This window comes from Mycobacterium kyogaense (genome assembly GCF_003254575.1).
GTDB lineage: Bacteria > Actinomycetota > Actinomycetes > Mycobacteriales > Mycobacteriaceae > Mycobacterium > Mycobacterium kyogaense.
Genome location: NZ_QJUA01000001.1, coordinates 243,618 through 266,723, shown reverse-complemented (window position 1 = coordinate 266,723; position 23,106 = coordinate 243,618). Strand labels below are relative to the sequence as shown.

General features: G+C 67.1%; 22 protein-coding genes, 1 tRNA gene and 1 pseudogene. 12 read left to right on the top strand and 12 right to left on the bottom strand.

Features of this window, described 5'->3' with window-relative positions; genetic code table 11:
* The 5 genes from DMB80_RS01295 (at position 1) to DMB80_RS01275 (ending at position 3,315) form a co-directional block, all read left to right on the top strand.
* Positions 1 to 207, top strand: a complete 207-nt coding sequence (locus tag DMB80_RS01295; protein WP_111508208.1) for a ferredoxin — start codon at positions 1 to 3, stop codon at positions 205 to 207.
* Positions 208 to 219: 12 nt separating this feature from the next.
* Entirely contained in the window at positions 220 to 774 is a 555-nt protein-coding gene (locus DMB80_RS01290) for a nuclear transport factor 2-like protein (protein WP_111508207.1), read from the top strand.
* Between the two features lie 92 nt (positions 775 to 866).
* Positions 867 to 2,000, top strand: coding sequence for an NDMA-dependent alcohol dehydrogenase (locus DMB80_RS01285; RefSeq protein WP_111508206.1), 1,134 nt, complete (start codon positions 867 to 869; stop codon positions 1,998 to 2,000).
* A gap of 6 nt (positions 2,001 to 2,006) precedes the next feature.
* Positions 2,007 to 2,450 carry a nuclear transport factor 2 family protein gene (locus DMB80_RS01280; RefSeq protein WP_111508205.1) on the top strand — a complete coding sequence of 148 codons (444 nt, stop codon included), beginning with the start codon at positions 2,007 to 2,009 and terminating at the stop codon, positions 2,448 to 2,450.
* Positions 2,446 to 3,315: an SDR family NAD(P)-dependent oxidoreductase gene (locus tag DMB80_RS01275; RefSeq protein ID WP_111508204.1), complete on the top strand. Its 870-nt coding sequence runs from the start codon at positions 2,446 to 2,448 to the stop codon at positions 3,313 to 3,315. Before DMB80_RS01280 ends, DMB80_RS01275 begins: the two co-directional genes overlap by 5 nt.
* On the opposite strand, the gene DMB80_RS01270 is transcribed toward DMB80_RS01275, so the two are convergent.
* Positions 3,305 to 4,966, bottom strand: a complete 1,662-nt coding sequence (locus DMB80_RS01270; protein ID WP_111508203.1) for a long-chain-fatty-acid--CoA ligase — start codon at positions 4,964 to 4,966, stop codon at positions 3,305 to 3,307. The genes DMB80_RS01275 and DMB80_RS01270 overlap by 11 nt on opposite strands.
* Positions 4,967 to 4,994: 28 nt before the next feature.
* On the opposite strand from DMB80_RS01270, the gene DMB80_RS01265 reads away from it, so the two are divergent.
* Positions 4,995 to 5,399, top strand: a complete 405-nt coding sequence (locus DMB80_RS01265; RefSeq protein ID WP_162938365.1) for an HIT family protein — start codon at positions 4,995 to 4,997, stop codon at positions 5,397 to 5,399.
* On the opposite strand, the gene DMB80_RS01260 is transcribed toward DMB80_RS01265, so the two are convergent.
* On the bottom strand, positions 5,392 to 6,885 hold the full coding sequence (locus DMB80_RS01260) for a sensor histidine kinase (RefSeq protein WP_162938364.1): 1,494 nt from the start codon (positions 6,883 to 6,885) through the stop codon (positions 5,392 to 5,394). The two genes, DMB80_RS01265 and DMB80_RS01260, sit on opposite strands and share 8 nt — an antisense overlap.
* Positions 6,863 to 7,594 carry a response regulator transcription factor gene (locus DMB80_RS01255; protein WP_420812092.1) on the bottom strand — a complete coding sequence of 244 codons (732 nt, stop codon included), beginning with the start codon at positions 7,592 to 7,594 and terminating at the stop codon, positions 6,863 to 6,865. The genes DMB80_RS01260 and DMB80_RS01255 overlap by 23 nt, the downstream gene beginning before the upstream one ends.
* A 79-nt stretch (positions 7,595 to 7,673) precedes the next feature.
* Here DMB80_RS01255 and DMB80_RS01250 point away from each other — a divergent pair, with 79 nt between their 5' ends.
* The 4 genes from DMB80_RS01250 to DMB80_RS01235 all read left to right on the top strand — a co-directional run bounded on the left by DMB80_RS01250 (position 7,674) and on the right by DMB80_RS01235 (position 11,802).
* Positions 7,674 to 8,408: a hypothetical protein gene (locus DMB80_RS01250; RefSeq protein ID WP_111508200.1), complete on the top strand. Its 735-nt coding sequence runs from the start codon at positions 7,674 to 7,676 to the stop codon at positions 8,406 to 8,408.
* Between the two features lie 30 nt (positions 8,409 to 8,438).
* A tRNA-Thr gene (locus tag DMB80_RS01245) sits at positions 8,439 to 8,513 on the top strand.
* A gap of 197 nt (positions 8,514 to 8,710) precedes the next feature.
* A complete protein-coding gene (locus tag DMB80_RS01240) occupies positions 8,711 to 10,654 on the top strand; it encodes a DUF4185 domain-containing protein (RefSeq protein ID WP_111508199.1) in 1,944 nt (647 codons plus the stop codon).
* Positions 10,655 to 10,683: 29 nt separating this feature from the next.
* Positions 10,684 to 11,802: an XdhC family protein gene (locus DMB80_RS01235; RefSeq protein ID WP_111508198.1), complete on the top strand. Its 1,119-nt coding sequence runs from the start codon at positions 10,684 to 10,686 to the stop codon at positions 11,800 to 11,802.
* A gap of 12 nt (positions 11,803 to 11,814) precedes the next feature.
* Here DMB80_RS01235 and DMB80_RS01230 read toward each other — a convergent pair whose 3' ends face one another.
* A complete protein-coding gene (locus tag DMB80_RS01230; RefSeq protein WP_111508330.1) occupies positions 11,815 to 12,645 on the bottom strand; it encodes an SDR family oxidoreductase in 831 nt (276 codons plus the stop codon).
* Positions 12,646 to 12,755: 110 nt separating this feature from the next.
* On the opposite strand from DMB80_RS01230, the gene DMB80_RS27950 reads away from it, so the two are divergent.
* On the top strand, positions 12,756 to 12,920 hold the full coding sequence (locus tag DMB80_RS27950; RefSeq protein WP_162938363.1) for a hypothetical protein: 165 nt from the start codon (positions 12,756 to 12,758) through the stop codon (positions 12,918 to 12,920).
* Positions 12,920 to 14,398, top strand: coding sequence for an alpha,alpha-trehalose-phosphate synthase (UDP-forming) (locus DMB80_RS01225; RefSeq protein ID WP_111508197.1), 1,479 nt, complete (start codon positions 12,920 to 12,922; stop codon positions 14,396 to 14,398). The genes DMB80_RS27950 and DMB80_RS01225 overlap by 1 nt, the downstream gene beginning before the upstream one ends.
* Here DMB80_RS01225 and DMB80_RS01220 read toward each other — a convergent pair.
* The 8 genes and pseudogenes from DMB80_RS01220 to DMB80_RS01190 form a co-directional block, all read right to left on the bottom strand.
* Positions 14,385 to 14,879: a mammalian cell entry protein gene (locus DMB80_RS01220; RefSeq protein ID WP_111508196.1), complete on the bottom strand. Its 495-nt coding sequence runs from the start codon at positions 14,877 to 14,879 to the stop codon at positions 14,385 to 14,387. The genes DMB80_RS01225 and DMB80_RS01220 overlap by 14 nt on opposite strands.
* Positions 14,879 to 15,574: a mammalian cell entry protein gene (locus tag DMB80_RS01215; RefSeq protein WP_111508195.1), complete on the bottom strand. Its 696-nt coding sequence runs from the start codon at positions 15,572 to 15,574 to the stop codon at positions 14,879 to 14,881. The genes DMB80_RS01220 and DMB80_RS01215 overlap by 1 nt, the downstream gene beginning before the upstream one ends.
* 10 nt (positions 15,575 to 15,584) lie before the next feature.
* The gene (locus tag DMB80_RS01210) at positions 15,585 to 17,339 is read right to left on the bottom strand and encodes a virulence factor Mce family protein (protein ID WP_111508194.1); all 1,755 of its coding nucleotides are present in this window, start codon (positions 17,337 to 17,339) and stop codon (positions 15,585 to 15,587) included.
* Positions 17,340 to 18,509, bottom strand: coding sequence for an MCE family protein (locus tag DMB80_RS01205; RefSeq protein ID WP_111508193.1), 1,170 nt, complete (start codon positions 18,507 to 18,509; stop codon positions 17,340 to 17,342).
* A complete protein-coding gene (locus DMB80_RS28330) occupies positions 18,506 to 19,822 on the bottom strand; it encodes an MCE family protein (RefSeq protein ID WP_420812107.1) in 1,317 nt (438 codons plus the stop codon). The genes DMB80_RS01205 and DMB80_RS28330 overlap by 4 nt, the downstream gene beginning before the upstream one ends.
* Positions 19,802 to 20,857, bottom strand: a pseudogene (locus DMB80_RS28465) (MCE family protein); the annotation flags it as partial. The pseudogene DMB80_RS28465 and the gene DMB80_RS28330, both read right to left, overlap by 21 nt.
* Positions 20,850 to 21,860: an MCE family protein gene (locus DMB80_RS01195; protein WP_111508329.1), complete on the bottom strand. Its 1,011-nt coding sequence runs from the start codon at positions 21,858 to 21,860 to the stop codon at positions 20,850 to 20,852. The gene DMB80_RS01195 and the pseudogene DMB80_RS28465, both read right to left, overlap by 8 nt.
* 32 nt (positions 21,861 to 21,892) lie before the next feature.
* Entirely contained in the window at positions 21,893 to 23,095 is a 1,203-nt protein-coding gene (locus DMB80_RS01190; RefSeq protein ID WP_111508191.1) for an MCE family protein, read from the bottom strand.
* Positions 23,096 to 23,106: the final 11 nt, after the last annotated feature.

Genomic DNA, 23,106 nt, shown 5'->3' with positions numbered 1-23,106 from the left:
GTGGGCTGCTATCGCATCGAACTCGACGAGGATCTGTGCCAGGGGCACGCCATGTGCGAGCTGGAGGCGCCCGACGTGTTCCGGGTCCCCAAACGCGGCGCGGTCGAGATCCTCGATGCTGAACCACCCGACGACCTACGCGACGCGGTGGAGATGGCGGTCGAGATGTGCCCGACCAGGGCCCTATCCATCATCGAGAAAGACTGAGAGGCAACGACAATGGCGTCACGAAACGAACTGGAAGACTGGGTACAGCGCTGGCTGGATGCCAACCGCGCTGCTGAGGCCGCCGGGGACTGGAAGCCGCTGGCCGAGTTCTACACCGAGGACGCGACCTACGGCTGGAACATCGGCCCCAAAGAAGACGTCATGTGCGTCAGCAAGGACGAAATCCGAGACGTGGCACTGGGTCTGGAGATGGAAGGCCTGGAGAACTGGGTGTACGAGTACCAGAAGGTGCTCATCGACGACAAGCAGAACGAGATCGTCGGGTTCTGGAAGCAGATCGCCCAGAAGAGCGACGGCAGCAGCGACGAGATCTACGGCATCGGTGGCAGCTGGTTCCGGCTCTCCGCTTGTGGGGAAAAAGGAGAGCTGCTGATCGAGTGGCAGCGGGACTTCTTCGACTTCGGCCACGTGCAGAAGGCGTTCATGAAGCTCATCGGATCCGGTGACCTCACGCCGACGATGCAGAAGCGCATCGAGCGCTCGCTGGCAGGGGAAAAGCTGCCCGGCTACTACCCGCTCGGCGAGGCTCCCGTCCCGATCTGGTGAGCACACCACCAAGCAGTTGCTTGGGGAGGGTGTGATGTGGCTAACTAGAGCCTCTAGTCTGGATGTGCGAGCACTCGTCGAAAGCAGGAGATATGAAGACCAAAGGTGCCCTGATCTGGGAGTTCAACCAGCCCTGGTCGATCGAGGAGATCGAGATCGGCGACCCCGTCAAAGACGAGGTCAAGATCCAGATGGAAGCCTCGGGCATGTGTCACTCGGACCATCACCTGGTCACCGGTGACATCCCGATGGCCGGCTTCCCGGTGCTCGGCGGGCACGAGGGCGCCGGCATCGTCACCGAGGTCGGACCCGGCGTCGAGGGTCTCGAGCCCGGCGACCACGTGGTGCTGTCGTTCATCCCGTCCTGCGGGTCCTGTCCCTCGTGTCAGGCCGGCATGCGCAACCTCTGCGACCTGGGCGCGATGCTGCTGCAGGGCACCGCGGTCTCGGACAACACCCACCGCATCCACGCGGTCAAGGACGGCACGCCCGTCATCCCGATGACGCTGCTGGGCACGTTCAGCCCGTACATGGTCGTCCACAAGAGCTCGGTGGTGAAGATCGATCCGTCGATCCCGTTCGAGGTGGCCTGCCTGGTCGGCTGCGGCGTCACCACCGGGTACGGCTCGGCGGTGCGCAGCGCGCACGTGCGCCCCGGTGACGATGTGGTGATCGCCGGTATCGGCGGCGTCGGCATGGGCGCGCTGCAGGGTGCGCTGAACGCCGGCGCCCGCAACATCTTCGCGATCGACCCGGTCGAGTGGAAGCGCGACCAGGCGCTCAAGTTCGGCGCCACGCACGCCTACCCCGACATCGGCGCCGCGATGATGGGCGTCGCCGAGACCACGCAGGGACGGATGGCGTCGAAGACGATCATCACCACCGGCGAGCTCAAGGGCGAGGAGATCGACAACTACCTCAACATCACCGCCAAGGGCGGCACCTGCGTGGTCACCGCGGTCGCCAACATGGCCAACTCCGACGTCACGCTGAACCTGTCGATGCTGACCCTGCTGCAGAAGAACCTGCAGGGCACCATCTTCGGCGGCGGCAACCCCCACTTCGACATCCCGCAGCTGCTGTCGATGTACAAGGCCGGGCGGCTCAACCTCGACGACATGGTCACTCGGCAGTACAAGCTCGAGCAGATCAACGACGGCTACCGGGACATGCTCGAGGGCCGCAACATCCGCGGTGTCATCCGCTACACCGACGCCGACCGGTAGACCGCGATGACCGAGACCGCGCTGGCTCCGGTGGTCGCAGCGTCCCAGGCGTCGTGGCGTTGCGTGCAGAGCGGTGACCGCGAGGGCTGGCTGGCGCTGATGTCCGACGACATCGTGATCGAGGACCCGATCGGGGAGGCCGTCACCAATCCCGACGGCACCGGCGTGCGGGGCAAGGAGGCGGTGGCCGCCTTCTTCGACACGAACATCGGACCCAACACACTCCGCGTCACGTGCGAGGAGACGTTCCCGTCCAGCAGCCCCCGCGAGATCGCCTACATCCTGGTGCTCGAGACCACGTTTCCCAACGGGTTCGTCGCGACGGTCCGCGGCGCGTTCACCTACCGGGTCGACGACGCAGGTCTGATCACCAACCTGCGCGGCTACTGGAACATGGACGCGATGACGTTCACCGAAGCGACATCCCCCGAAGCGGGAAGCACGCATTAGCGGCGAGCTCGCCGGTCGCGCTGCCGTCGTCGTCGGCGGCACGCGCGGCATCGGGCGGGCCGTCGCGGCGCTGCTGGCCGACCTCGGCGCCGGTGTCGTCGTCAACGGCCGGGACCCTGATGCCGTCGACGATGCCGCACGCGCCATCCCCGGCGCCGTCGGATTCGCGGGCTCGCCTGCGGATCCCGCCACCGCGGACGCGTTGATCGGCGACTGCGTGCGGGAATTCGGCCGCATCGACATCCTGGTCAATTGCGCCGGCACGCCCGAGCCGGCCGGCTCGTCGATCCTCACCGTCACCGCCACGCAGTTCCAGGACCTCATCGACGCCCACCTGGGCACGGTGTTCCAGACCTGCCGGGCCGCGGCGCCGGTGATGGCCCGGCAGCGTTCGGGGGCGATCGTGAACACCGGATCGTTCGCGTTCCTCGGCGATTACGGGGGCACCGGATATCCGGCCGGCAAGGGCGCGGTGAACGGCCTCACGCTGGCGATCGCCGCCGAACTGGCCGAACACGGGGTGCGCGCGAACGTGGTGTGCCCGGGAGCCAAGACGCGACTGTCGAGTGGACCCGACTACGAGGCACACATCGCCGAGCTGAACCGGCGCGGGCTGCTCGACGACGTCAGCATGGCCGGCGCCCTGGACGCTGCACCGCCGGAGTACGCCGCCCCCACCTACGCCTACCTGGTCAGCGACCGTGCCGCCGACGTCACCGGCCAGATCTTCATCGCTGCAGGCGGTTTCGTGGGCCGCTTCGATCGGCCCTCTCCGCAGATCCTCGCCTACCGTGACCACCACGACGCGCCACCGTGGACGGTCGCTGAGATCTCCCGGAAAGTCTGCGAACAGCTCAGGAGCTGACGCCGGGCAGTTGGTGTTCCCGGTACTGCTTGCGCAGTTCGAGTTTGAGGATCTTGCCCGTCGCGGTGTGCGGCAGTTCGTCGACGAACACCACGTCCTCGGGCAGCCACCACTTGGCTACCTCACCCGCCAGATACTCGAGGATGTCCTCCCGCGTCGCACTCTGCCCCTGACGGAGAACGGCCACCAGAAGCGGTCGCTCCTGCCACTTCGGATGCGGCACCCCGATGACCGCCGCCTCGGCGATCGCGGGGTGCCCCAGGGCGGCGTTCTCCAGGTCGATCGAACTGACCCATTCGCCGCCGGACTTGATCACGTCTTTGGCGCGGTCGACCAACTGCAGATAGCCGTCGGGATCGATGGTCGCGACGTCGCCGGTCGGGAAGAACCCCTCGGCGTCGAGCTTCTCCCCACCCTCACCCCGGTAGTAGCCGCTGGCTATCCACGGTCCGCGAAGCCACACCTCACCGAAAGCCTTACCGTCCCATGGCAATCGGTTGCCGTCGTCGTCGACGATCTTCAGCTCCACCCCGCAGATCCCGCGTCCCTGCTTGAGCATGATCTGATTCTTCTCGGCTTGGGAGAGCCCGTCGTGCTTGGGCAGCAGCCGGCCGATCACACACAGCGGTGACGTCTCGGTCATGCCCCAGCCCTGCATGGCCTGTGCGCCGAAGTCCCGTTCGAACCGCTCGATCATGGACAGCGGCAGGGCCGCCCCACCCGTACCCGCGATGCGCAAACCCAGTTCGTGGGGATCGATCTCCGGATGATCGTCGAGATAGGAGAACAGCATCATCCACACCGTCGGCACGCCTTGGGATTGGTTCACCCCTTCGGCTTTCATCAGCTGGTACACCGATTCGCCATCGAGGTGGGGGCCGGGCAGCACCAGCTTGGCGCCGACCATCGCCGCGGTGTACGGAGTACCCCAGGCGTTGGCGTGGAACATCGGCACGACGAGCAGGATCACCGAACCGCTGTGGACGTCGTTGGCATCGCGCGCCGCGGCCATCAGGGTGTGCAGCATCGTCGAACGGTGGGAATACAGAACACCTTTCGGGTTGCCGGTGGTACCCGAGGTGTAGCACAGCGAGGACGCGCTGCGCTCGTCGAACTCCGGCCACTCGTAGTGCGTGGACTGCCCTGCGATCACGTCGTCCCAGCACAGCAGTGCGCCGTCGGGCAACCCGGGCACCTCGGGCATGTGGTCGCGATCGGTCATCGCGACATAGGTCGTGACCGTGGTCAACTCGGGCGCCAATTCTGCCACCAGTGCCGCAAACGTGATGTCGAAGAACAGGATTCGATCCTCGGCATGGTTGATGATGTAGACGATCTGCTCACGGAACAACCGCGGGTTCACCGTGTGCATCACCGCGCCGGACCCCGAGACACCGAAGTACAGCGCGAGATGACGGTCGCTGTTCCAGGCCAGCGTCGCAATCCGGTCCCCCGCCTCCACGCCCCATGTCGCCAGCGCGTTGGCGACCTGCTTGGACGCCTCGCCGACCTCCCGCCACGAAGACCGCCGTACCGTGCCCTTGGGGCCATCGGGCACATGCGACACGATCTCGGCGTCCCCGTGGAACGCGGCGGCGTAATCGATCAGCGACGAGATCAACAGTGGTCGGTCCTGCATCAAACCCAGCATGGGGCCAGGCTATGGAATGCTCGGTGCCATGGCGACCGTCTTCACCAAGATCATCAACGGCGAACTGCCGGGCCGATTCGTCTACGAAGACGACGACGTGGTGGCGTTCTTGACCATCCAGCCCATGACGCAGGGGCACACGCTGGTGGTGCCGCGCGCCGAGATCGACAACTGGCAGGACATCGACCCCGGTGAGTTCGCCCGCGTCATGCAGGTGTGCCAGCTGATCGGCAAGGCCGTGTGCAAGGCGTTCGACACCGAGCGCTCCGGTGTCATCATCGCCGGTCTCGAGGTGCCGCACCTGCACGTGCACGTCTTCCCGGCACGCGATCTGGCGGACTTCGGATTCGCCAACGTCGACGACAATCCGTCGCCGGAATCGCTCGACGACGCGCAACGCCGCATCAAGGCGGCCCTGGCCGAGCTCAGCTGACCGGGACGTCGACCTCGGCAGGCATCTTGGCCTCGGAGGTTTCCGCGATGCGCGGGAGGCTGACCCGGAACGTGCAGCCCTGGCCGGGCGCGGTGCTCACTCCCACCGCGCCGCCGTGGGCGTAGACCAGCGAGTCGACGATCGACAGCCCGAGGCCGGTGCCGCCGCTGGCGCGGGCCCGCGACGAATCGGCGCGGTAGAAGCGTTCGAACACCCGCTGAGCGTCCTCGGTGCTCATCCCCGGGCCCTCGTCGCGAACCTCCAGCACCGCGGAATCCCCGTCCGTGCCGACACGGACCGTGACCGCAGCCGTCTCCGGGGTGTGCTGCAGCGCGTTGGCGACGAGGTTGGACAGCACCTGGCGAAGCCGCGCCTCGTCGCCGAGCACCTCCGGCGTGCCAGGGCCGTCGAACACCTCCATGCGGATAGGCCGGCGCGGCGCGATGGACTGGGCGTCGTGCACGGCGTCACTGGCCAACGCGAGCAGGTCCACTCGGCGCTGCTCCAGCGGTCGCTGCGCGTCGAGCCGGGCCAGCAGCAGCAGGTCTTCCACCAGCAGGCCCATGCGGCGGGATTCGCTCTCGATGCGGCCCATCAGCATCTCCACGTCGCGGGCCGCGCCCTGGCGGTACAGCTCGGCGAAGCCGCGAATCGTCGTCAGTGGCGTGCGCAGTTCGTGGCTGGCGTCGGTGATGAACCGGCGCATCCGGTCCTCGGACTCGCGCGCCTGATCCGCCGATGACTCCGAGGACGCCAATGCCCGCTGGATCTGGGAGAGCATGCCGTTGAGCGCCAGGGACAGCCGCCCGACCTCGGTGCGGGGATCGCGCTCGGGAACACGGCGGTCCAGCTGCCCCGCGGCGATGGCGGCCGCGGTCTGCTCGACCTCGGCCAGCGGCCGCAGACTGCGGTGCACCACGGCGTACCCGACGATGCCCAGCACCAGCAGCACCGCCACGCCGATGCCCACCTGGGCGGCGACCAGCGCGCGGGTCGTGGACTTCACGTCAGACAGATCGATCGCGACGGTGGTGAGTTCGCCGCCGGTCCCCGGCACGGTCATCGCGCGCCACTCCACCGCTGAATCGCCGGCGCTGCCGACCGTCACCGGTTCTGGCCCGACGTCGTTGTCCTCGGGGAGGTCGGGCTCGGCGTCGCGGTCGTTGACCGCGACCCAGGCGGTGCCGCCGGGCTCGATGACCCGCACGTAGTAGTCCGACGGAGGCCTGCCCGGATTGGGGCCCTGATCCTCCGGATCGGCAGGTGATTGTCGGGGTACCTGGGCCCAGCCGCGGGACGCGTCACGCAGTGTGTCGTCGACGCGGTTGATCAGCGTGTGGTGCATGATCGTCGTCACCGCGATGCCGGACGCCAACAGACCGCAGCCGACCAGCAACAACGTCGCTGCGACCAGTCCTACCCGAAGCGGAATCCCGCGTCTGATCTGGGGCACACCCCCATTGTCACCGGGGTTCGCGAAGTACATACCCCACACCCCTCAGGGTGTGCAGCAGACGCTTGTCTCCGGTGTCGATCTTGCGGCGCAGATAGGACACGTAGGACTCGACGACGTTCACGTCGCCGCCGAAGTCGTAGCGCCAGACGTGGTCGAGGATCTTCGGCTTCGACAGCACGGTGCCGGCGTTGATGATGAAGTAGCGCAGCAGAGTGAACTCCGTGGGCGACAGCGATACCGGCTCGCCTGCCTTCCACACCTCATGTGTGTCCTCGTCGAGCTCGATGTCGGCGAACTTCAACCGCGAGGTGCGCGGCTCCTGCACACCGCCACCGGCACGGCGCAGGATCACCCGCAGCCGGGCCACCACCTCTTCGAGGCTGAACGGCTTGGTCACGTAGTCGTCGCCACCGAGCGTCAGTCCCGCGATCTTGTCCTGCAGCGAATCCCGCGCGGTCAGGAACAGGGCCGGGGCATCGATGCCGTCGGCGCGCAGCCGGCGCAGCAACCCGAAGCCGTCCATGCCCGGCATCATCACGTCGAGGATGATCGCGTCCGGGCGCATCTCCCGAGCCAGGTCGAGGGCGGCCGGACCGTTGGACGCGGTGTGCACCTCGAAGCCCTGGAACTTCAAGCTCACCGACAGCAGCTCGACAATGTTCGTCTCATCGTCGACCACCAGAATGCGAGCTTCGGGGATGTTTTCCTGCACCGGCATGGCCATGATCCTCAGTTTCATCCTCTGACTTGGAAAAGTGCTGCACGCTCGCTGTGTGGTTCCTGTGAGTTCATTCTTGCGCTGTTCCTAGACTGGGCGGATGAACCTCGGCAGATCTCTCTCCGATCTCGCGTTGACGCCGGTGCGGGTGGGTCTCGCCATGACCGACGCCGGGCTCGGGATGGCCAGCGGAGGGCTGGGCATCGCCCGCAAGGCCCTCGGTGAGCCCGGGAGCGGGACCCGCCAGCCACCGACCTCCTTCGCCGCGATGATCGGCGTCCAGGATGCCGTCGAGCGGGCGAACCGGCTGGCGCGCTTGATGGACGAGGATCAGCCGCTGGGCCGGGCGCTGGCCCCCGACGGTGCGCTCGATCGCCTGCTGCGGCCCGGCGGCGTCGTCGACCGGCTGACCGCCCCCGGCGGCGCGCTGGAGCGGCTGACCGAAGAGGACAGCGGGCTGATGCGCGCGATCGCGCCGGGCGGGCTGGTCGATCAATTGCTCGCCGAGGACGGCCTGGTCGACCGACTGCTCGCGGAGGACGGGGTGGCAGACCGGCTCTTCGCCGAGGGTGGCGTCGTCGACACCCTGACCGCACGCAACGGCCCGCTCGAGCAACTCGCGGCGGTGGCGGACACGTTGAACCGGTTGACTCCGGGACTCGAGGCGCTGGAGCCGACGATCGAGGCGTTGCGGGAGGCCGTCATCGTGCTGAGCCAGGTGGTGAACCCGCTGAGCAACATCGCCGACCGCATCCCGCTGCCCGGCCGCCGCCCACGAGCCCGGTTCATGGCGCGACCGGCGACACCGCAGCGGGTGATCGATGTCGAGGAGTGAGCCCTGACCCGATAAGCTCCAGTGGCCAGTGCCTCCTTAGCTCAGCGGTAGAGCAACGCTCTTGTAAAGCGTAGGTCGTCAGTTCAATCCTGACAGGGGGCTCCACGTGTGCCGGGCGGCACTGCGACCCGCGTCGACGTTCAGGTTTGCGCACCTGGCCCCGCCCAGCTGGAAAACCCAACGATCACAGTCGCGAAACGAAATCGGGGCCGTTACTCCCTTTTGCTGGCCGACTCCTGTGAGATGCGATTGAATGACGCATACGTCGGGGGACGAGAGACCGGTTCCGGAGGGGTTTTCAGTTGAGTTCCGCAGCGTACGTCGGCCGTGTCGGTGCATTGGCCGTGGCCCTGGGCATCGGATCGGCGGTGTTCGCGGGCCAGGCGTGGGCCGACGACACGGCGTCCTCATCCTCCTCGGCTTCGACTTCGTCGTCCTCGTCGGTAGAAAGGCCAGCGACCACAACAGGGCCGAAGGTCCGCGCCGAGAAGCCACGACGGTGGGGTAAGGCCGACAAATCCGACAAGTCGGAGGCCGACGCCGGTGCCGGATCGGATGCCGGGTCCACCGACGAGCCGGCCGCGAAGCCCACCGGGAAGCACCCGTCGTGGAAGAAGCCCGACACCACGCCCGCCACCAAGCCCGACACCACGCAGCAGACGGCGGAGTCCACCGCCGACAGCACCGAGACGACACCCGCACCGACGCGCTCGGTCCGCTCCACGAAAGTCGTCTCCCCCGACCCCGCCGCACCGGCGCGCAGCACAGGGAAGCTGACACTGGTGCGCGCCGCAGCCGAGGCCGATCCACCCGCGCGCGCCGTCGAACGACCGGTGGTCAAGGCCGTCGTCGAGGTGGCCCGCAGCATGGTCGATTGGGCGCACCAGAAAGCCGACGCGGGCCAGGGCCAGACGGCTCCTCCGCCGTTCCTGTGGGCACTGCTGTCGGTGGCGCGGCGCGAACTCGAGACGCTGTCGGCCGCGCGCACCACACGCGTGACCGCGGCGAGCCTGACCGCCGACGCCCCGCTGGCCACGGCGGCGGCCGCGGCAGCGGTCACGCCGTACTCGCCGTGGCTGAACCCTCAGGTCAGCACGTCGACCAACTTCGTCAGCTGGGTGACCGGCGGCTACTCCTACGGTGACCCGTTGAAGGCCAACACCGTGGACCGGTTCAGCGTGTGGGGCACCGACGTCGGCACGATGTGGGACAACGGCATGGTCGACGATCCGTCCACCCCGTACAACGAGCACCAGGTGCTGATCGCCGTCGGCGACACGTTCAGCGGCCCGAACATGACCGGCCGGCACATCTTCAACACGCTGTTCCGCAGCTCCGACACCGATTTGAGCGACGGCATCACGATCCCCAACGGAGAGTGGTTCACCGGCAACTACTTCGGTGGTGCGCCGCTGGACGGCCCCGTGAATGCGCGGCCGATCATCAACCCGCAGAAGTGGTTGCCGAGTTCGGTGACGATGATCCCGACCGCGGGTGTCTCGGTGAACGTGCCGGTCACCAAGGACACGCCGTACGGCACCATCCAGTACGTCAGCTACATGTCGGTCAGCAAGTGGGGTTCGTCAGGTAAATGGACCACCAATTACTCGGCCATCGGCTACTCGACGGACAACGGCGAGAATTTCACCATCGACCCGAAAAGCATCCGTAACAACTCGTTCTTGAGCGGCAACAAGAACTTTCAGCAGTCCGCCTTCGTCAAGGGCGACGACGGCTACATCTACATGTACGGCACGCCGAACGGCCGCCAGGGCGCGGCATACCTCTCCCGCGTCGCACCGGAGAACATCCTCGATCCGTCGAAATACGAGTACTACAAGGCGGCGTCGAGGAGCTGGCTGGGCAGCTCACCGGCCAGCTGGGTGAAGGGCAATCCGTCGGCCGCGACGGCGATCATCGGAAAGACCGGCGGTTTCCTCGGTTTCACCAAGCCCGGCTACACCGTCAGCGAGATGTCGGTGCAGTACAACGAATATCTGGGCAAGTACATCGTGCTGTACGGCGATCAGAACAACAGCATCGTGATGCGCACCGCCGACACCCCCGAGGGCGTCTGGTCGGATGCCACGGTCCTGATGACGCAACAGCCCGGCGGCATCTACGCACCGATGCTGCACCCGTGGTCGCCGTCGACCGACGGCACCGGATCGGATCTGTACTTCAATCTCTCGCTGTGGTCGAGCTACAACGTGATGTTGATGCACACCGATCTGACCAAGGTGTAGGGCGTCCACGACGGGCTTAGACTGCGCACGTGCGTGACGTGCTCGACGAGTTGCTCGCCGTCTGGCGGGCCGGCGCCACGGCAGGGCTGTCGACGGTCGTCCGCACGATGCACTCGGCACCCCGTCCGCCCGGTGCGGCCATGGTGGTCGCTCCGGACGGCTCGGTCGCCGGTTCGGTGTCGGGCGGCTGCGTGGAATCCGCCGTGTACGAGGTGTCGGCTGATGTCGTCGCGAATGGTCGACCGGAGTTGCAGCGCTACGGCGTCAGCGACGACGAGGCGTTCGCAGTCGGGTTGACGTGCGGCGGCACCATCGACATCTTCACCGAACCGGTCTCGCGCCAGACCTTTCCACAGTTGCAGACCGTCGCCGACGACATCGCCGCGCATCGGGCGGTGGCCGTCGCCACGGTCATCGACCATCCCGATCCGACGTGGCAGGGACGACGGATCGTGGTCGGCCCCGACTTCGCACATGGCTCCGTCGGTTCCGGACGCGCCGACAACGCGATCGTCGACGACGCCAGGGGCCTGCTCGCCGCCGGCCGCTCCGGTGTCCTGAGTTACGGGCCGGACGGTCAGCGACAGGACGCCGGGATGGACGTCTTCGTCGCCAGTCACGCCCCGCGGCCGCGGATGATCATCGTCGGCGCCATCGACTTCGGCACGGCGCTCGCCGCCCAGGCAGCTCTGCTCGGCTATCGGGTCACGGTCTGCGACGCCCGGCCTGTATTCGCCACCGCCGCAAGGTTTCCCGCAGCTGACGACGTCGTGGTCGACTGGCCGCACCGCTACCTCGCCGGCGAGGCCGAACGGGGCGCTGTCGACACCCGCACCGCGATCTGCGTGCTCACCCACGATGCCAAGTTCGACGTCCCGGTGTTGGAGGTGGCGTTGCGGCTCGACGTCGGGTACGTCGGCGTGATGGGCTCGCGGCGCACCCACGAGGACCGAATGCGCCGGTTGCGAGAGATCGGACTCACCGACAACGAGTTGCGCCGGTTGTCCAGCCCGATCGGACTCGATCTCGGTGCCCGCACCCCGGAGGAGACCGCGGTGTCGATCGCGGCGGAGATCATCTCGTCGCGGTGGGGCGGCGGTGGCCGGCCGCTGACAGAAACGGACGGTCGCATCCATCACGACACGTAGTGCCGGGGTGGGCTACCCCGAGACGACGCCGCGCAGCCCGTCGGCGCCGAACACCGGTTCCAGCATCGCCGAGAAGTCCGGTCCGCGGCGCAGCATCATGCCGCCGTCGACGTTGATCAGCTGTCCGGTGATGTAGCTCGAGGCATCACTGAGCAGGAACACCGCGGCGTTGGCCACGTCCTCGGCCTCGCCGGGCCGAGGGAGCGGGGTGGCCGCCGCGTAGTCGCCGCTCACCTCCGGTGACATGAAGATCGCCGCCACCAGGTCCGTGCGGATCAGACCCGGTCGGATGCAGTTCACCCGCACCGACGACGGGCCGAGTTCGTCGGCGGCCAGTTGCATCAGGTGGTCGACACCCGCCTTCGACACCCCGTAGGCACCGAACCAGCGGTGGGTGTTGCTCGCCGCGATCGAGGAGATGCCGACGAAGGATCCCCCACCGCCGCGCACCATCGCGCGCGCCGAATGCTTGAGGACATAAAAGGTGCCGTTGATGTTGAGGTCGACCAGCCGCCGCCATGCTTCGGAGTCCAGCTGGGTGATCGGGCCGATGGTGTCACTACCGCCGGCGCAGTGCACCACACCGTCCAGGCGACCGGTCCACGCCGCGGCTGCGTCGACGGTGCGGGCCACCTCGTCCTCATCGGTGACGTCGCCGGGCTCGTAGCGGACCGCGCCACCGATCTCGTCAGCGGCGGCTGCCAGTTTGTCCGCGTTGCGACCCATCAGCATCGCGTTGCCGCCGGCGGCGACGACGGCCGCCGCCACCCCCTTGCCGATTCCGCTGCCCCCGCCGGTGACCAGCACCGTTCGCCCGGACAACATCGCATCGGAGAGCTGCATCGGCACACCTTCCACGGCAGAAAACGAGAACGTGTTCCAGTTATACGGCACTGAGCGAGGCCGCGAACAGGCTTCGGCTTCCCGCCTGTGTATTGGCTACAGTTGTCCCCATGCCTGCCAAACCTGATCCCGCCGAGATCGGCGACGTCGAGCCCATCGCCGACAGCACCGAGCGCCAGGCGCGACGCGTCGTCGCCGCCTACTCCACCGACCCCGATGAATGCCGGGTCTTCCTGTCGATGCTCGGCATCGGACCGGCAAAGCTCGACGCGTAATGCCCGATCCGAGCGGCCCTGACGTCCGCTCGGGCTCGGCTGCGTCGGCCGACTTCGTCGTCGTCGCCAATCGTCTCCCCATAGACATCGTCCGCCGGCCCGACGGTTCCACGGAGTACAAGCGCAGCCCGGGTGGCTTGGTGACCGCGCTCGAGCCGCTCCTACGCAAGCGCAGCGGTGCCTGGATCGGCTGGCCCGGCGTTCCTGAAGAGGCCGACGACCCGGACAGCTTCGATCAGCCGATCGAGCAGGACGGCATGACGCTGGTGCCGGTCCGGCTGTCTGCCGACGACGTCGCCGAGTACTACGAGGGGTTCTCCAACGCGACCCTGTGGCCGCTGTACCACGACGTCATCGTCAAGCCGATCTATCACCGGCAGTGGTGGGACCGCTACGTCGAGGTCAACCGTCGCTTCGCCGAAGCGACGGCCCGCACCGCCGCGGAGGGCGCCACGGTCTGGGTGCAGGACTACCAGCTGCAGCTGGTGCCGAAGATGCTGCGCATGCTGCGGCCCGACCTGACCATCGGCTTCTTCCTACACATCCCGTTCCCGCCGGTCGAGCTGTTCATGCAGATGCCTTGGCGCACCGAGATCGTCGAAGGGCTTCTCGGCGCCGACCTGGTCGGCTTCCATCTCCCGGGCGGCGCCCAGAACTTCCTGATCCTGTCGCGCCGGCTGGTGGGCGCCAACACCTCGCGCGGCAATGTCGGGGTCCGCTCCCGCTTCGGCGAGGTGTTCGTCGGTTTCCGCACCGTCAAGGTCGGCGCGTTCCCGATCTCTATCGACTCCGGCGATCTCGACCAGCAGGCCCGTACCCGCCGAATCCGCCAGCGGGCCAGGGAAATTCGCGCCGAACTCGGCAACCCGCGCAAGGTGTTGCTCGGCGTCGACCGACTGGACTACACCAAGGGTATCGACGTGCGGTTGCGGGCGTTCTCCGAACTGCTCGACGAGGGCCGCATCGATCCGACGGACACCGTGCTGGTGCAGCTGGCCACGCCGAGCCGCGAGCGGGTGGAGAGCTACATCGCGATGCGGGAGGACATCGAACGTCAGGTCGGGCACGTCAACGGCGAATACGGCGAGGTCGGGCACCCGGTGCTGCACTATCTGCACCGTCCGGTGCCGCGCGAAGACCTGATCGCCTTCTACGTCGCCGCCGACGTCATGCTGGTGACACCGCTGCGCGACGGGATGAACCTGGTGGCCAAGGAGTACGTGGCCTGCCGCAGCGATCTCGGCGGCGCGCTGGTGTTGAGCGAGTTCACCGGCGCCGCAGCCGAATTGCGCCAGGCCTACCTGACCAACCCCCACCACCTCGAAGGCGTCAAGGACGCGATCGAGGCGGCGCTGGCCCAGGCACCGGAGGAGGGCCGGCGCCGGATGCGGGCGCTACGCCGGCAGGTACTCGCCCACGACGTGGACCGCTGGGCACGGTCCTTCCTCGAGGCGCTGGCCGACTCTAGATCGGCGTGATGTAGTTGATCAGCCACTTGCCGTCGATCTTCTGGTAATCGACACGCAGGCGGCTGCCGTCGTAGATGGGCTGGCGGGATTTGTCGGTCACGGTGCGATTCATGTAGACCATCACCGACGCCGAATTGCGTTGCGCCTCCAGCACTCCGACGCCCACCACGTTGGCCTGGCTGACCAGCTGACGATCTCGCGCCTGCGGGATGATGTCTTTGGTGGCGCGGTCCTCGAACTCCCGGCGATAGCTCGGCGTCAGCAGCGGATACACCTTGCCCAGGCTGCCCTCGACCGTCTGGTAGTCGTAGCCGAACACCTGCGGGATCTGTTGCTGGGCAAGCGGAGCGAGCTCCTCGCGAGCCGTCTGCTCACCCTGCAGCTGCACCCTGTCCCAGTACAGCCAGCCTCCGACGCCGCCGAGCGCGACCACACCGAGCGCCAACAGCACGCCCAGGGCGGCGAGCAGCCGCGCGAACCCGTTTCCCATCAGTTCCCGCCGTCGGGGTACTTGAGGTCGTAGCCCGTCATGTGGCCGTTGTCGTCCTCGTGCACGATCACCCGCATCCGGTAGGGCTGCGACGGCTTGTTGGTGCCGTCGATGTCGGTCACGGTGACCCGCGCGGACACCAGCACCGCGGCATTCCCGCTCACCTGGTCGACCTTCTCGAGGGCGGCACCGTTGATGACGGCCTCGGAGCTCGCGTTGGTGTCGCGGAAGATCGCCTTGAGGTTGTCGACGTTGTTGCCCTGGCTGAGCATGTCACGCAGTGGCCCACTCGTGCCGTTGACGAAGCGGTTCACGCTGTCGTCGATGTCGTCCTGCGTGTAGCTGAACATGTTGACCACCAGCTGGGACGCGGTGTCGACGAACCGTTGGTCGCGAGCCAACTGCGCCTCCTGGACGCGTTGTTCGTGCAGCATCCACGCCACCCCGCCGCCCAGCGCGCCGAGCAGCACCACCAGGGACAGCAGCGAGACGAGCGCGACGAGACCACGGTTGGCCCTGCGACGCGGCGGCGGTGCCGCCGACGTGGAGACCGGTCGACGGACCTTCGTGGTCCCGGGGGTGTCGAGGACCACGGCGCGCGGGGTCTCCGGTTCGGCACCGGCGGCCGGCCCGGCGGCGCGGGAAGCGCGACGCCGGGCGGGCCGGCTCGCCTCACGCGGGCTAGCTTCTACCAACTCGTCCTGCCTATAGCTGCTTCGGGGCCAGCATCAGATCGACCCAGTTCTCTGCAGGCGCCAGTTTGTCAGCTCCGGGGGCGAAGGTGCCAGTTCCGCCCGCGGGGTCGACGAACTTCCCGTTCTGGTCATAGCTCGCCATCGCTGGTCCCGCCGCCTGCGGCGTCGGCCCAGTCGGTTGCGGCACCGCCTCGGCGGGCAGCAGCGGACCCGACGGGGCAGCAGGCGCGCCGGGTGCGGGTGGCGCGACTGGCGCGGGAGCGGGCGCCACGGGGGCGGGTGCCGCGGGCGGGCCCGGTGGTGTCCGGCCGTACGGCGGCACCACCTGGTCCGGGGGCGCGAAGTAAGGCCACGGCGGGGGCGGCGTCCCCGGCTCGTTGGGCGGCACCGGCAGCGGGAACGGCGCGTGCGGTGCCGGCCCGGGCCCGGGTACCGCGCCCGGGGGCAGCTGCACGACAGGCGGTCCCGGGTCCGGATCCACCTGTGGCGGAATGAACGGGAACTTGTTGGGCGGCAGAATGTTCCGCCCGTCCTCGATCGGAGTGCCCAAGGGCACCGGCGGCCCGCGCCACGGGTTCGTACCGACCGGCACGTAGCCCTTCGGATCGCGGCACAGCTGGATCGTCGGCGCGCGCTTACCGGGGAACTCCTGGCACGGATAGTTGCGCGCACCGCGCACCACCGACGGATCGTTCTGCGGCGTCTTGCAGTACAGATCGGTCGGCAACTCGCGCAGCGTCGTGTCCGCCGGCGAGCGGATGGTCGTCGGCGGCAGGAACCCGACCGAGCAGGTCGGCGGATCGTTGAGGTGGATCTTGAAGTCCAGCTTGCCGCCCTCGTCGGCGGGCACGCCGCCGGCGACGGTGTTCAGGCCGGCCATCAGCGCCGGGAAGATCACCAAGGCCTGCTCGATCGACTTGTGGTAGATCGCCCCGATTCGGCCCAGGTTGGCCAAATTCGCTGCCAGCATTGGGAAATTGGGGCGAATGCCCTCGAAGGTCTCGTTCGCGACGCCTGCCGCGCCCGGGGCGGTCTGGAGCAGCTCGCGCAATTGCGGGTCGGCGCCGGCGACCTCGCCGGTGAACCTGGCCAGGCCGTCAGCGAGCGAGCGGATGTTGTCCCCGCTGGCGATCTGCGAGTCCAGGAACGGGCCGGCCTGATCGATCAGCTGAGTGGTCTGCCCGTAGTTGGCATTGGCCTCGTCGACGAGCAACCGGGCGGACTGGATAAGTCGGGCGAGTTCGGGCCCGGAACCGTTGAACGCCTTGAACGTCTCGCGCAGCAGATCTTTGATCCGGCTGTTTCCGAGGCTGTTGACCAACGAATCCGCCTGCTGCAGCAGGCCCGCGATGTCCTGCCCGATGGCCGTCCGGCTCACCGGGATGTCCGCACCGTTGCGCAGCTCGTCCCCGGCGGGATCCTCGGGCGGCACCAGGTCGACATACTGCTCACCGACGGCCGAGACGCTCTTGACCGTCGCGGTCACGTTCGCCGGTACCGGCGTTCCGCTGTCGAGCCGCATGTGCGCGACGACCCCGTTGTCGGACAAGCCGACTGATTCGACCTGGCCGACGGTGACGCCCCGATAGGTGACGTTGGCATTCTGATAGAGGCCACCGGCCGCGGTGAAATTGGCGGTCACCTGATAGGAGGTCAACCCGATCGCCTCGGGCACCCGCAAGTAGAAGATCGAGATCGCGCCGACGGTCAGCACGGTGACGACCGCGAAGATCGACAGCTGGATCTTGGAGAGCCGGTCCAACATCTACGGTGTCCCCCCGTGCTGGGTCGCCGTGCCCGGCGCGATCTTGAAGGGATCAGCCGCCTGACCGGACAGGTTCGCCATCTCGCCGGTCAGGAAGTCCGGCGTGTTGACGACCTCGTTGAGGCGCTTCATGTTCGGGTCGAGCCCCAATGACGTGGTGAACACCGTCTCCCCGAGGCGGCGCAAGGTCAGGTCGAACGTGACGAACACGTTGAGGTAGTCGCCGCGCACGGCCTTGCGCAGGTACTGGTAGTGGAAGGGGAACGTGGGCAACAACTCGAGGCTCTTGATGAAGTCGTCGGCGTTGTCGTTGAGCGCCTTGACAGCCGGGAACAGGTCCTTGAGGTCGGCGGCCAGATCCACCTTCGTCTCGGCGAGAATCTTCGAGCCCACCACCGCGAGCCTGCGCAGCGCGGTGAAGGTGTCGACGATGTTGGCGCGGTTGCGGTCCAGCACGTCCAGGGCCGCGGGCAGCGTGTCCAGAGTGCGGCCCAGGCTGTCCTTGCTGCGCGCGAGGATTCCGGCGAAGCGGTCGAGACCTTCGGCGGCGGAGATGATGTCGTCGGTTTGCCGATCCAGCGAGGACGTCAGCTCGGCCAGCCGGGGCATGAGGTCGGTGAACGTGCCTTCGCGGCCGACGACGGCGTTGTAGAACTCCTCGGTGATGTCCTGCAACGCACCGAGATTGCCCTTGTTGACGACGACGCCAAGCGAGGACAGCACTTCCTCGGTGGTCGGGTAGCGACCCGTACGGTCCAGCGGGATGTTGGAACCTTCGGCCAACCGGCCGACGGGCTTCTCGGGAGGCTCGGCCAGTTCGACGTGCTGGGAACCCAGCAGTGAGGTCTGTGCGACTTTCGCGGTCGCGTTGGCCGGCAGATTGACGTCCTTGTCGAGCGAGAGCTTCACCGCCGCGAAGAACGTCCCGTCGGGACGTTGCACGGCGTCGATGCCGGACACACTGCCCACGGTCACGTCGTTGACCATCACCGGCGAGTTCTGCGGCAGCGTCGCCACATCCGGCAGCTCGACGGTGATCGTGTAGGAACCGGCGCCGTGCCCCGCGGTGCCCGGCATGTCCAACGAGTTCAGCCCGCCGAACTCACATCCGGACACCAGGACCGTCAGGGTTCCGAGCGCGAGGGCGGGACGGATGGCCTTGCGAATCATGAGCCTCCCCCCGCCGCTGCCGGAGCGGGACCGGGTGCCGGTCCGGAACCCTGAGCGGGCACGGGACCCGGGGCGGGACCTGGCGCGGGACCCGCGCCCTGCGTCGGCGCCGTCGGCAAGAACATCGACGCGAGATCCGCCGTGCCCGGGGCGATCTGCGGCGGCGTGGTGCCGGGGGCGTTCTGCCACTGCAGGTACGGCACGGGCGTCTGGGCCTTGGCTTCCGTCGCCGGGGTGTCGTACATGATCTGGCCCTTGTAGGCCGTGATGCTGTTGATCGGGTGGAACAGCAGCGGTGGGAAGTTCATCGCGATGCGCTTGAAGACGGGCCCCATCCGCTGGCGGCAGATCTCCGCGCGCTTGAAGTTGTCCGGATTCGCGCCGATGTCGAACGTACCGCCGCAGATGAACTGCACCGGGTTCGCGAAGTTCGGGAGCGTCAGCAGACCACCGACGGTGCCCTGGGCCGGATTGTAGATGTTGTAGAAGTTCGCCAGGCCGTTCGGCGTGATGTGCAGGATCTGCTCGATGTCGTCGCTGTGTTCGGTCAACAGATTGGTGAAGTCCGTCAGCTTGCCCACCTGGTCGATGAGCGCCTTGTTGTTGTCGCTGAGAAGGCCTTTGACATCTGAGAGCGCTTGGTTCAGGGTGCCCAGTGTGTTGTCGAGGTCGGCGGAGCTGTCGGCCAGCACCTGTGACACCGACGCCACGTGGTCGGTGAACTGGACGATCTGCTGATTGCTGTTGGACAGCGCGTTGACGAGCACCTGCAGATTGCGCACCGTGCCGAACAGATCGGTCCTGGAATCGCCGAGACGCCCCGCGGTCTGGGACAGCTCGCGGATCGCCGAGCGGAACGAGTCCCCGTTGCCATCGAGGGTGTCGGCGGCCTGATCGACGAATGCCTGGAGCGGACCCTGCACCGCGTTCTGCTGAGGTCCGAGTTGCGAACTGAGTTGCGTCAGTTGTTCTTTGACCTCGTCCCACTCCACGGGTACCGCGGTTCGGTCCAGCCCGATCTCGGCGTCGTCGGCCATGACCGGGCCACCGGTGTAGGCGGGTGTCAGCTGCACGAACCGCGCGGCGACGAGGTTCGGCGAGATGATCAGCGCCTGAGCGTTCGCGGGGATCTTCACGCCGTCGTCGATCGACATCGTGATCTTGACGTCCTTGGCACGGGGTTCAATCGAGTCGATGCGCCCGACCGGGACGCCGATCACCCGCACCTCGTCGCCGGAGTACAGGCCGACCGCCGAGGGGAAGTAGGCGACCACCTTGTTGCCACCGCGCGAGGGCGATTTCGGCCTGATGATGAGGCGCTCGGAGATGAATCCGCGCAGGTAGTCGGCGAGGCTGTCGGGAAGTTTGCCCGGCTGGAAGTAGGTGTCGAGCAGGACTTCGGACAACGTGGCGGGTGGCAGACCGTAGAGGTTGATCTGGAACCCGGGACCGGACCCGACCACCTCGCCGAGCGCGGTGGCGTACGGCGGCAACCGCTTGAGCGCCTCGCCGATGTGCTCGCGTCGTTCCAACAGGTTGTCCATCACCAGGTTCAGCTTCTCCAGCACCGGGCCGAACTCGCGCTTGTTGTCCGCAACGAAGCCCGAGAGCTGTTGTGAGACATCGTCGATCCCGCCGATCAGAGTGCTCAGCGCCTGACGGCGTTCGTCGAGGGCGGCGAACAGCATGTTCCCGTCGACGATGAGCTGGTTGACCTGGCCGGACCGCTGGGCCAGCGTGTCGGTGACGCGCTTGGCGTGGGTGAGCAACTGCTCGAGCGCCTCGTCGCGCTTGTTCAGGCTGCGCGAGAGGTTAGTGACTCCGTCGAGCGCGCCGCGCAACTGGGGCTTGGCATCGCGCAACGAGTCGGTCAGCGTCTGCAGCGCCTGCTCGAATCGCGGCTTGTCCAATTCACTGGCGTTCTGCCCGAGATCCTGCAGCGCGGTGTTGAGCGTGTACGGAGTCGTGGTGCGCCCCACCGGAATCGAGGTCACCGACCCGCCGCCCTTGGGGGTCACGGCCAACGACTTCTCGCCCAGCACGGTGTCTGTCTTGATCGCCACCAGCGTCTGGTCGCCCACCATGATCTTGCGGTCGACGGTGAACGTCACCTTCGCGGCGTCCCCCGCCAGCGCCACGTTCTTGACCTTGCCGACGTTGATGCCCGAGACGTTGACGTCATTGCCCGGCGAGATGCCGCCGGCGTCGGTGAAGAACGCCTCGTACACCTTGCCCTGCGGCATGAACGGCAGGTTGCTGTAGCCGAACGACACCAGCACCAGGCAGGTGACCAACACGATGCCGAAGATGCCGGTGCGTAACGGATTTCCACCGTCGGGCCTAGCCATTCTCAGAACACCTCCCCTTCGACGGGTCCGCCGGGCCGCCGAACGGAATGAGGATGTCACTACCGGCCGGGCCGTTGATCTTCATACGGATCGAGCAGTAGTAGATGTTGAAGAACGAGCCGTACGCGCCGAGTGCGTTGAGCCGCAGGTAGTTCTCCGCGAGCGGCTCGATCACCTTGTTGATGTCACCCTTGCGCTCGTCCATGCGCTGCGCCAGCGGCCGGACGTTCTCCAGCACACCCTGCAGCGGTCGGCGGCTCTTCTCCAGGGTCTCGGTCAAATCGTTCGTCGCCGAGGCGAGCGGGCCGATGGCGCCGGCGATCGGGTCACGCCCCTGCGCCAGACCGGTGATCACCTTCTGCAGCTTGTCCACCGTTGCGTCGAACTCGGCACCCTTCTCGTCGACCGTGCCGAGCACCGTGTTCAGGTGGGTGATCAGGTCGCCGATCAGCTGGTCACGCGCAGCCAAGTCCTGGGTGAAGGCGCTGGTCGACGACAGCATCTGCGACAGCGCACCGCCCTGGCCCTGCAGCAACTCGATGATCGCGTTGCTGACCTCGTTGATCTTCCGTCCGTCCAGGCCCTTGAAGACTGGCTTCAGACCGCCCAGCAGGGCATCCAGGTCGAGGGCGGGCGCGGTGTTGGTGATCGTGCCCCCCAGCGGGAGCTTGACCAGATCTCCGGGACCCGAGGCGATCTCGAGGTACCGATCGCCCACCAGGTTCTCGTAGCGGACCATCGCCTTGCTGGAGGTGTAGAGCTGGTAGCGCTCGTTAAGGGTGAAAGCGACGTCGACGGTGTTGTCGTCGTTGAGCGTCACGTCCTTGACCGCGCCGACGGGAACGCCGGCGATGCGCACGTCCTGACCGGCCTTGAGCCGCGACGCGTCGGCGAAGGTGGCGTGGTAGTTCTTGTCCGACCCGAAGCGGAACTCGCCGAACACCACGACCAGCATGGCGGCGACGAGCAGCATGACGACGGTGAACACCCCGACGTTGATCATGGTGCGGTCCTGCGCACCGAGTCTGCGCGCCACTAGAAATCATCCCGTTCGGCGAAGGCCCCGTTGAACAGGAACTGCAGGGTCGATGGTGCATCGAACTGCAATTCGGTGTTCGGCTGGTAGGGCACGTAGGCGTTGTCGGTCACGAGGAACGGGCTGTGGTACCACGATCCACCGAACTGCTTGCTCGGTGCATCCGGCAAGCCGCGGCAGTTCGGACCGCCTGAGGCGTTGACGATGGGCAGACTCTCGGGATACGTGTAGGCCGGCGAGCCGGGGATGAAGTTCGAGGCCACGAACAGGCCGGGCCGGATACCGCCGATGATCGGCGCGAACCGGTCGATGCCGATCGAGATGCCCTTGAGCAGGCAGCCGAATTCCGGCGAATAGTCGCCGACGACCTTCAGCGGCGCCCGCAGCCGTTGGATGGCTGCGATGAGGTTGTCCGCCCCCGGCTCCAGGGTGTCGGCGGCGTTGTTGCCCAGACCGGTGGCGGCCAGCAGTGTGGTGTTCAGATTGTCCTGCTCGTCGACGACCGTCTTGCTGACCGTCGGCGCGTTGTCGAAGATCTTGGCCAGATCCGGTGCGGCGTCACCATAGATGTTGGTGACGATCCCCGCCTTGCGGAAGTCGTCCTGCAGGGTGGGGAGCTTCGGATTGAGCTGCTGCAGATAGTAATTGAGGCCCGAGAGGCCGGCACCGAGATCGTCGCCGTGCCCACGCAGCCCCTCGGCCAGCGCCGAGAGCGTCGCGTTCAGGTTGACCGGATCGATCTTGCCCAGCACGTCGGTCAAAGTCTGGAACAGCGTGTTGACCTCGAGCTGCACATCTTTGGCCTGCACCTGGGTGCCCGGCCGTAGCGACGTCGTATCCGGATCCTGCGGGGTCAGGAACTCCACCGACTTGGCGCCGAAGATCGTGTTCCCGGCGATGCGGACCTGCGCATTGCTCGGGATGTAGCGCATGTCGTCGCTGCGGATCGCCAACGTCAACTTGGCGTCCTGCCCGGCGTAGTCGATCGATTCGACCTCGCCGACCTGGATACCGCGGTACTTCACCTTCGCCTTGGTCTCCATCACCAGACCGGCGCGGGGCGAGAGCACCGTCACCTTGTCGGTGGAGGTGAAGGCCGCCGTGTAGGACAGGTACGTGAAGACCACGGCGGCGAGCACCACCACAGCGAGAATCGCCGCAGCGATTCTCACGTGGCTGCGCTTGGCGTCACCGTTGGCCATGGCTGGTCTGT

What these genes read in the sequence shown, in the direction of transcription:
- DMB80_RS01290 (WP_111508207.1), top strand. Translation starts at nt 220, where the DNA reads ATGGCGTCACGAAACGAACTGGAAGACTGGGTACAGCGCTGGCTGGAT.
- DMB80_RS01285 (WP_111508206.1), top strand. Translation starts at nt 867, where the DNA reads ATGAAGACCAAAGGTGCCCTGATCTGGGAGTTCAACCAGCCCTGGTCG.
- DMB80_RS01280 (WP_111508205.1), top strand. Translation starts at nt 2,007, where the DNA reads ATGACCGAGACCGCGCTGGCTCCGGTGGTCGCAGCGTCCCAGGCGTCG.
- DMB80_RS01270 (WP_111508203.1), bottom strand. Translation starts at nt 4,966, where the DNA reads ATGCTGGGTTTGATGCAGGACCGACCACTGTTGATCTCGTCGCTGATC.
- DMB80_RS01265 (WP_162938365.1), top strand. Translation starts at nt 4,995, where the DNA reads ATGGCGACCGTCTTCACCAAGATCATCAACGGCGAACTGCCGGGCCGA.
- DMB80_RS01260 (WP_162938364.1), bottom strand. Translation starts at nt 6,885, where the DNA reads ATGTACTTCGCGAACCCCGGTGACAATGGGGGTGTGCCCCAGATCAGA.
- DMB80_RS01255 (WP_420812092.1), bottom strand. Translation starts at nt 7,594, where the DNA reads ATGAAACTGAGGATCATGGCCATGCCGGTGCAGGAAAACATCCCCGAA.
- DMB80_RS01250 (WP_111508200.1), top strand. Translation starts at nt 7,674, where the DNA reads ATGAACCTCGGCAGATCTCTCTCCGATCTCGCGTTGACGCCGGTGCGG.
- DMB80_RS01230 (WP_111508330.1), bottom strand. Translation starts at nt 12,645, where the DNA reads ATGCAGCTCTCCGATGCGATGTTGTCCGGGCGAACGGTGCTGGTCACC.
- DMB80_RS27950 (WP_162938363.1), top strand. Translation starts at nt 12,756, where the DNA reads ATGCCTGCCAAACCTGATCCCGCCGAGATCGGCGACGTCGAGCCCATC.
- DMB80_RS01225 (WP_111508197.1), top strand. Translation starts at nt 12,920, where the DNA reads ATGCCCGATCCGAGCGGCCCTGACGTCCGCTCGGGCTCGGCTGCGTCG.
- DMB80_RS01220 (WP_111508196.1), bottom strand. Translation starts at nt 14,879, where the DNA reads ATGGGAAACGGGTTCGCGCGGCTGCTCGCCGCCCTGGGCGTGCTGTTG.
- DMB80_RS01210 (WP_111508194.1), bottom strand. Translation starts at nt 17,339, where the DNA reads ATGTTGGACCGGCTCTCCAAGATCCAGCTGTCGATCTTCGCGGTCGTC.
- DMB80_RS01205 (WP_111508193.1), bottom strand. Translation starts at nt 18,509, where the DNA reads ATGATTCGCAAGGCCATCCGTCCCGCCCTCGCGCTCGGAACCCTGACG.
- DMB80_RS01195 (WP_111508329.1), bottom strand. Translation starts at nt 21,860, where the DNA reads ATGATCAACGTCGGGGTGTTCACCGTCGTCATGCTGCTCGTCGCCGCC.
- DMB80_RS01190 (WP_111508191.1), bottom strand. Translation starts at nt 23,095, where the DNA reads ATGGCCAACGGTGACGCCAAGCGCAGCCACGTGAGAATCGCTGCGGCG.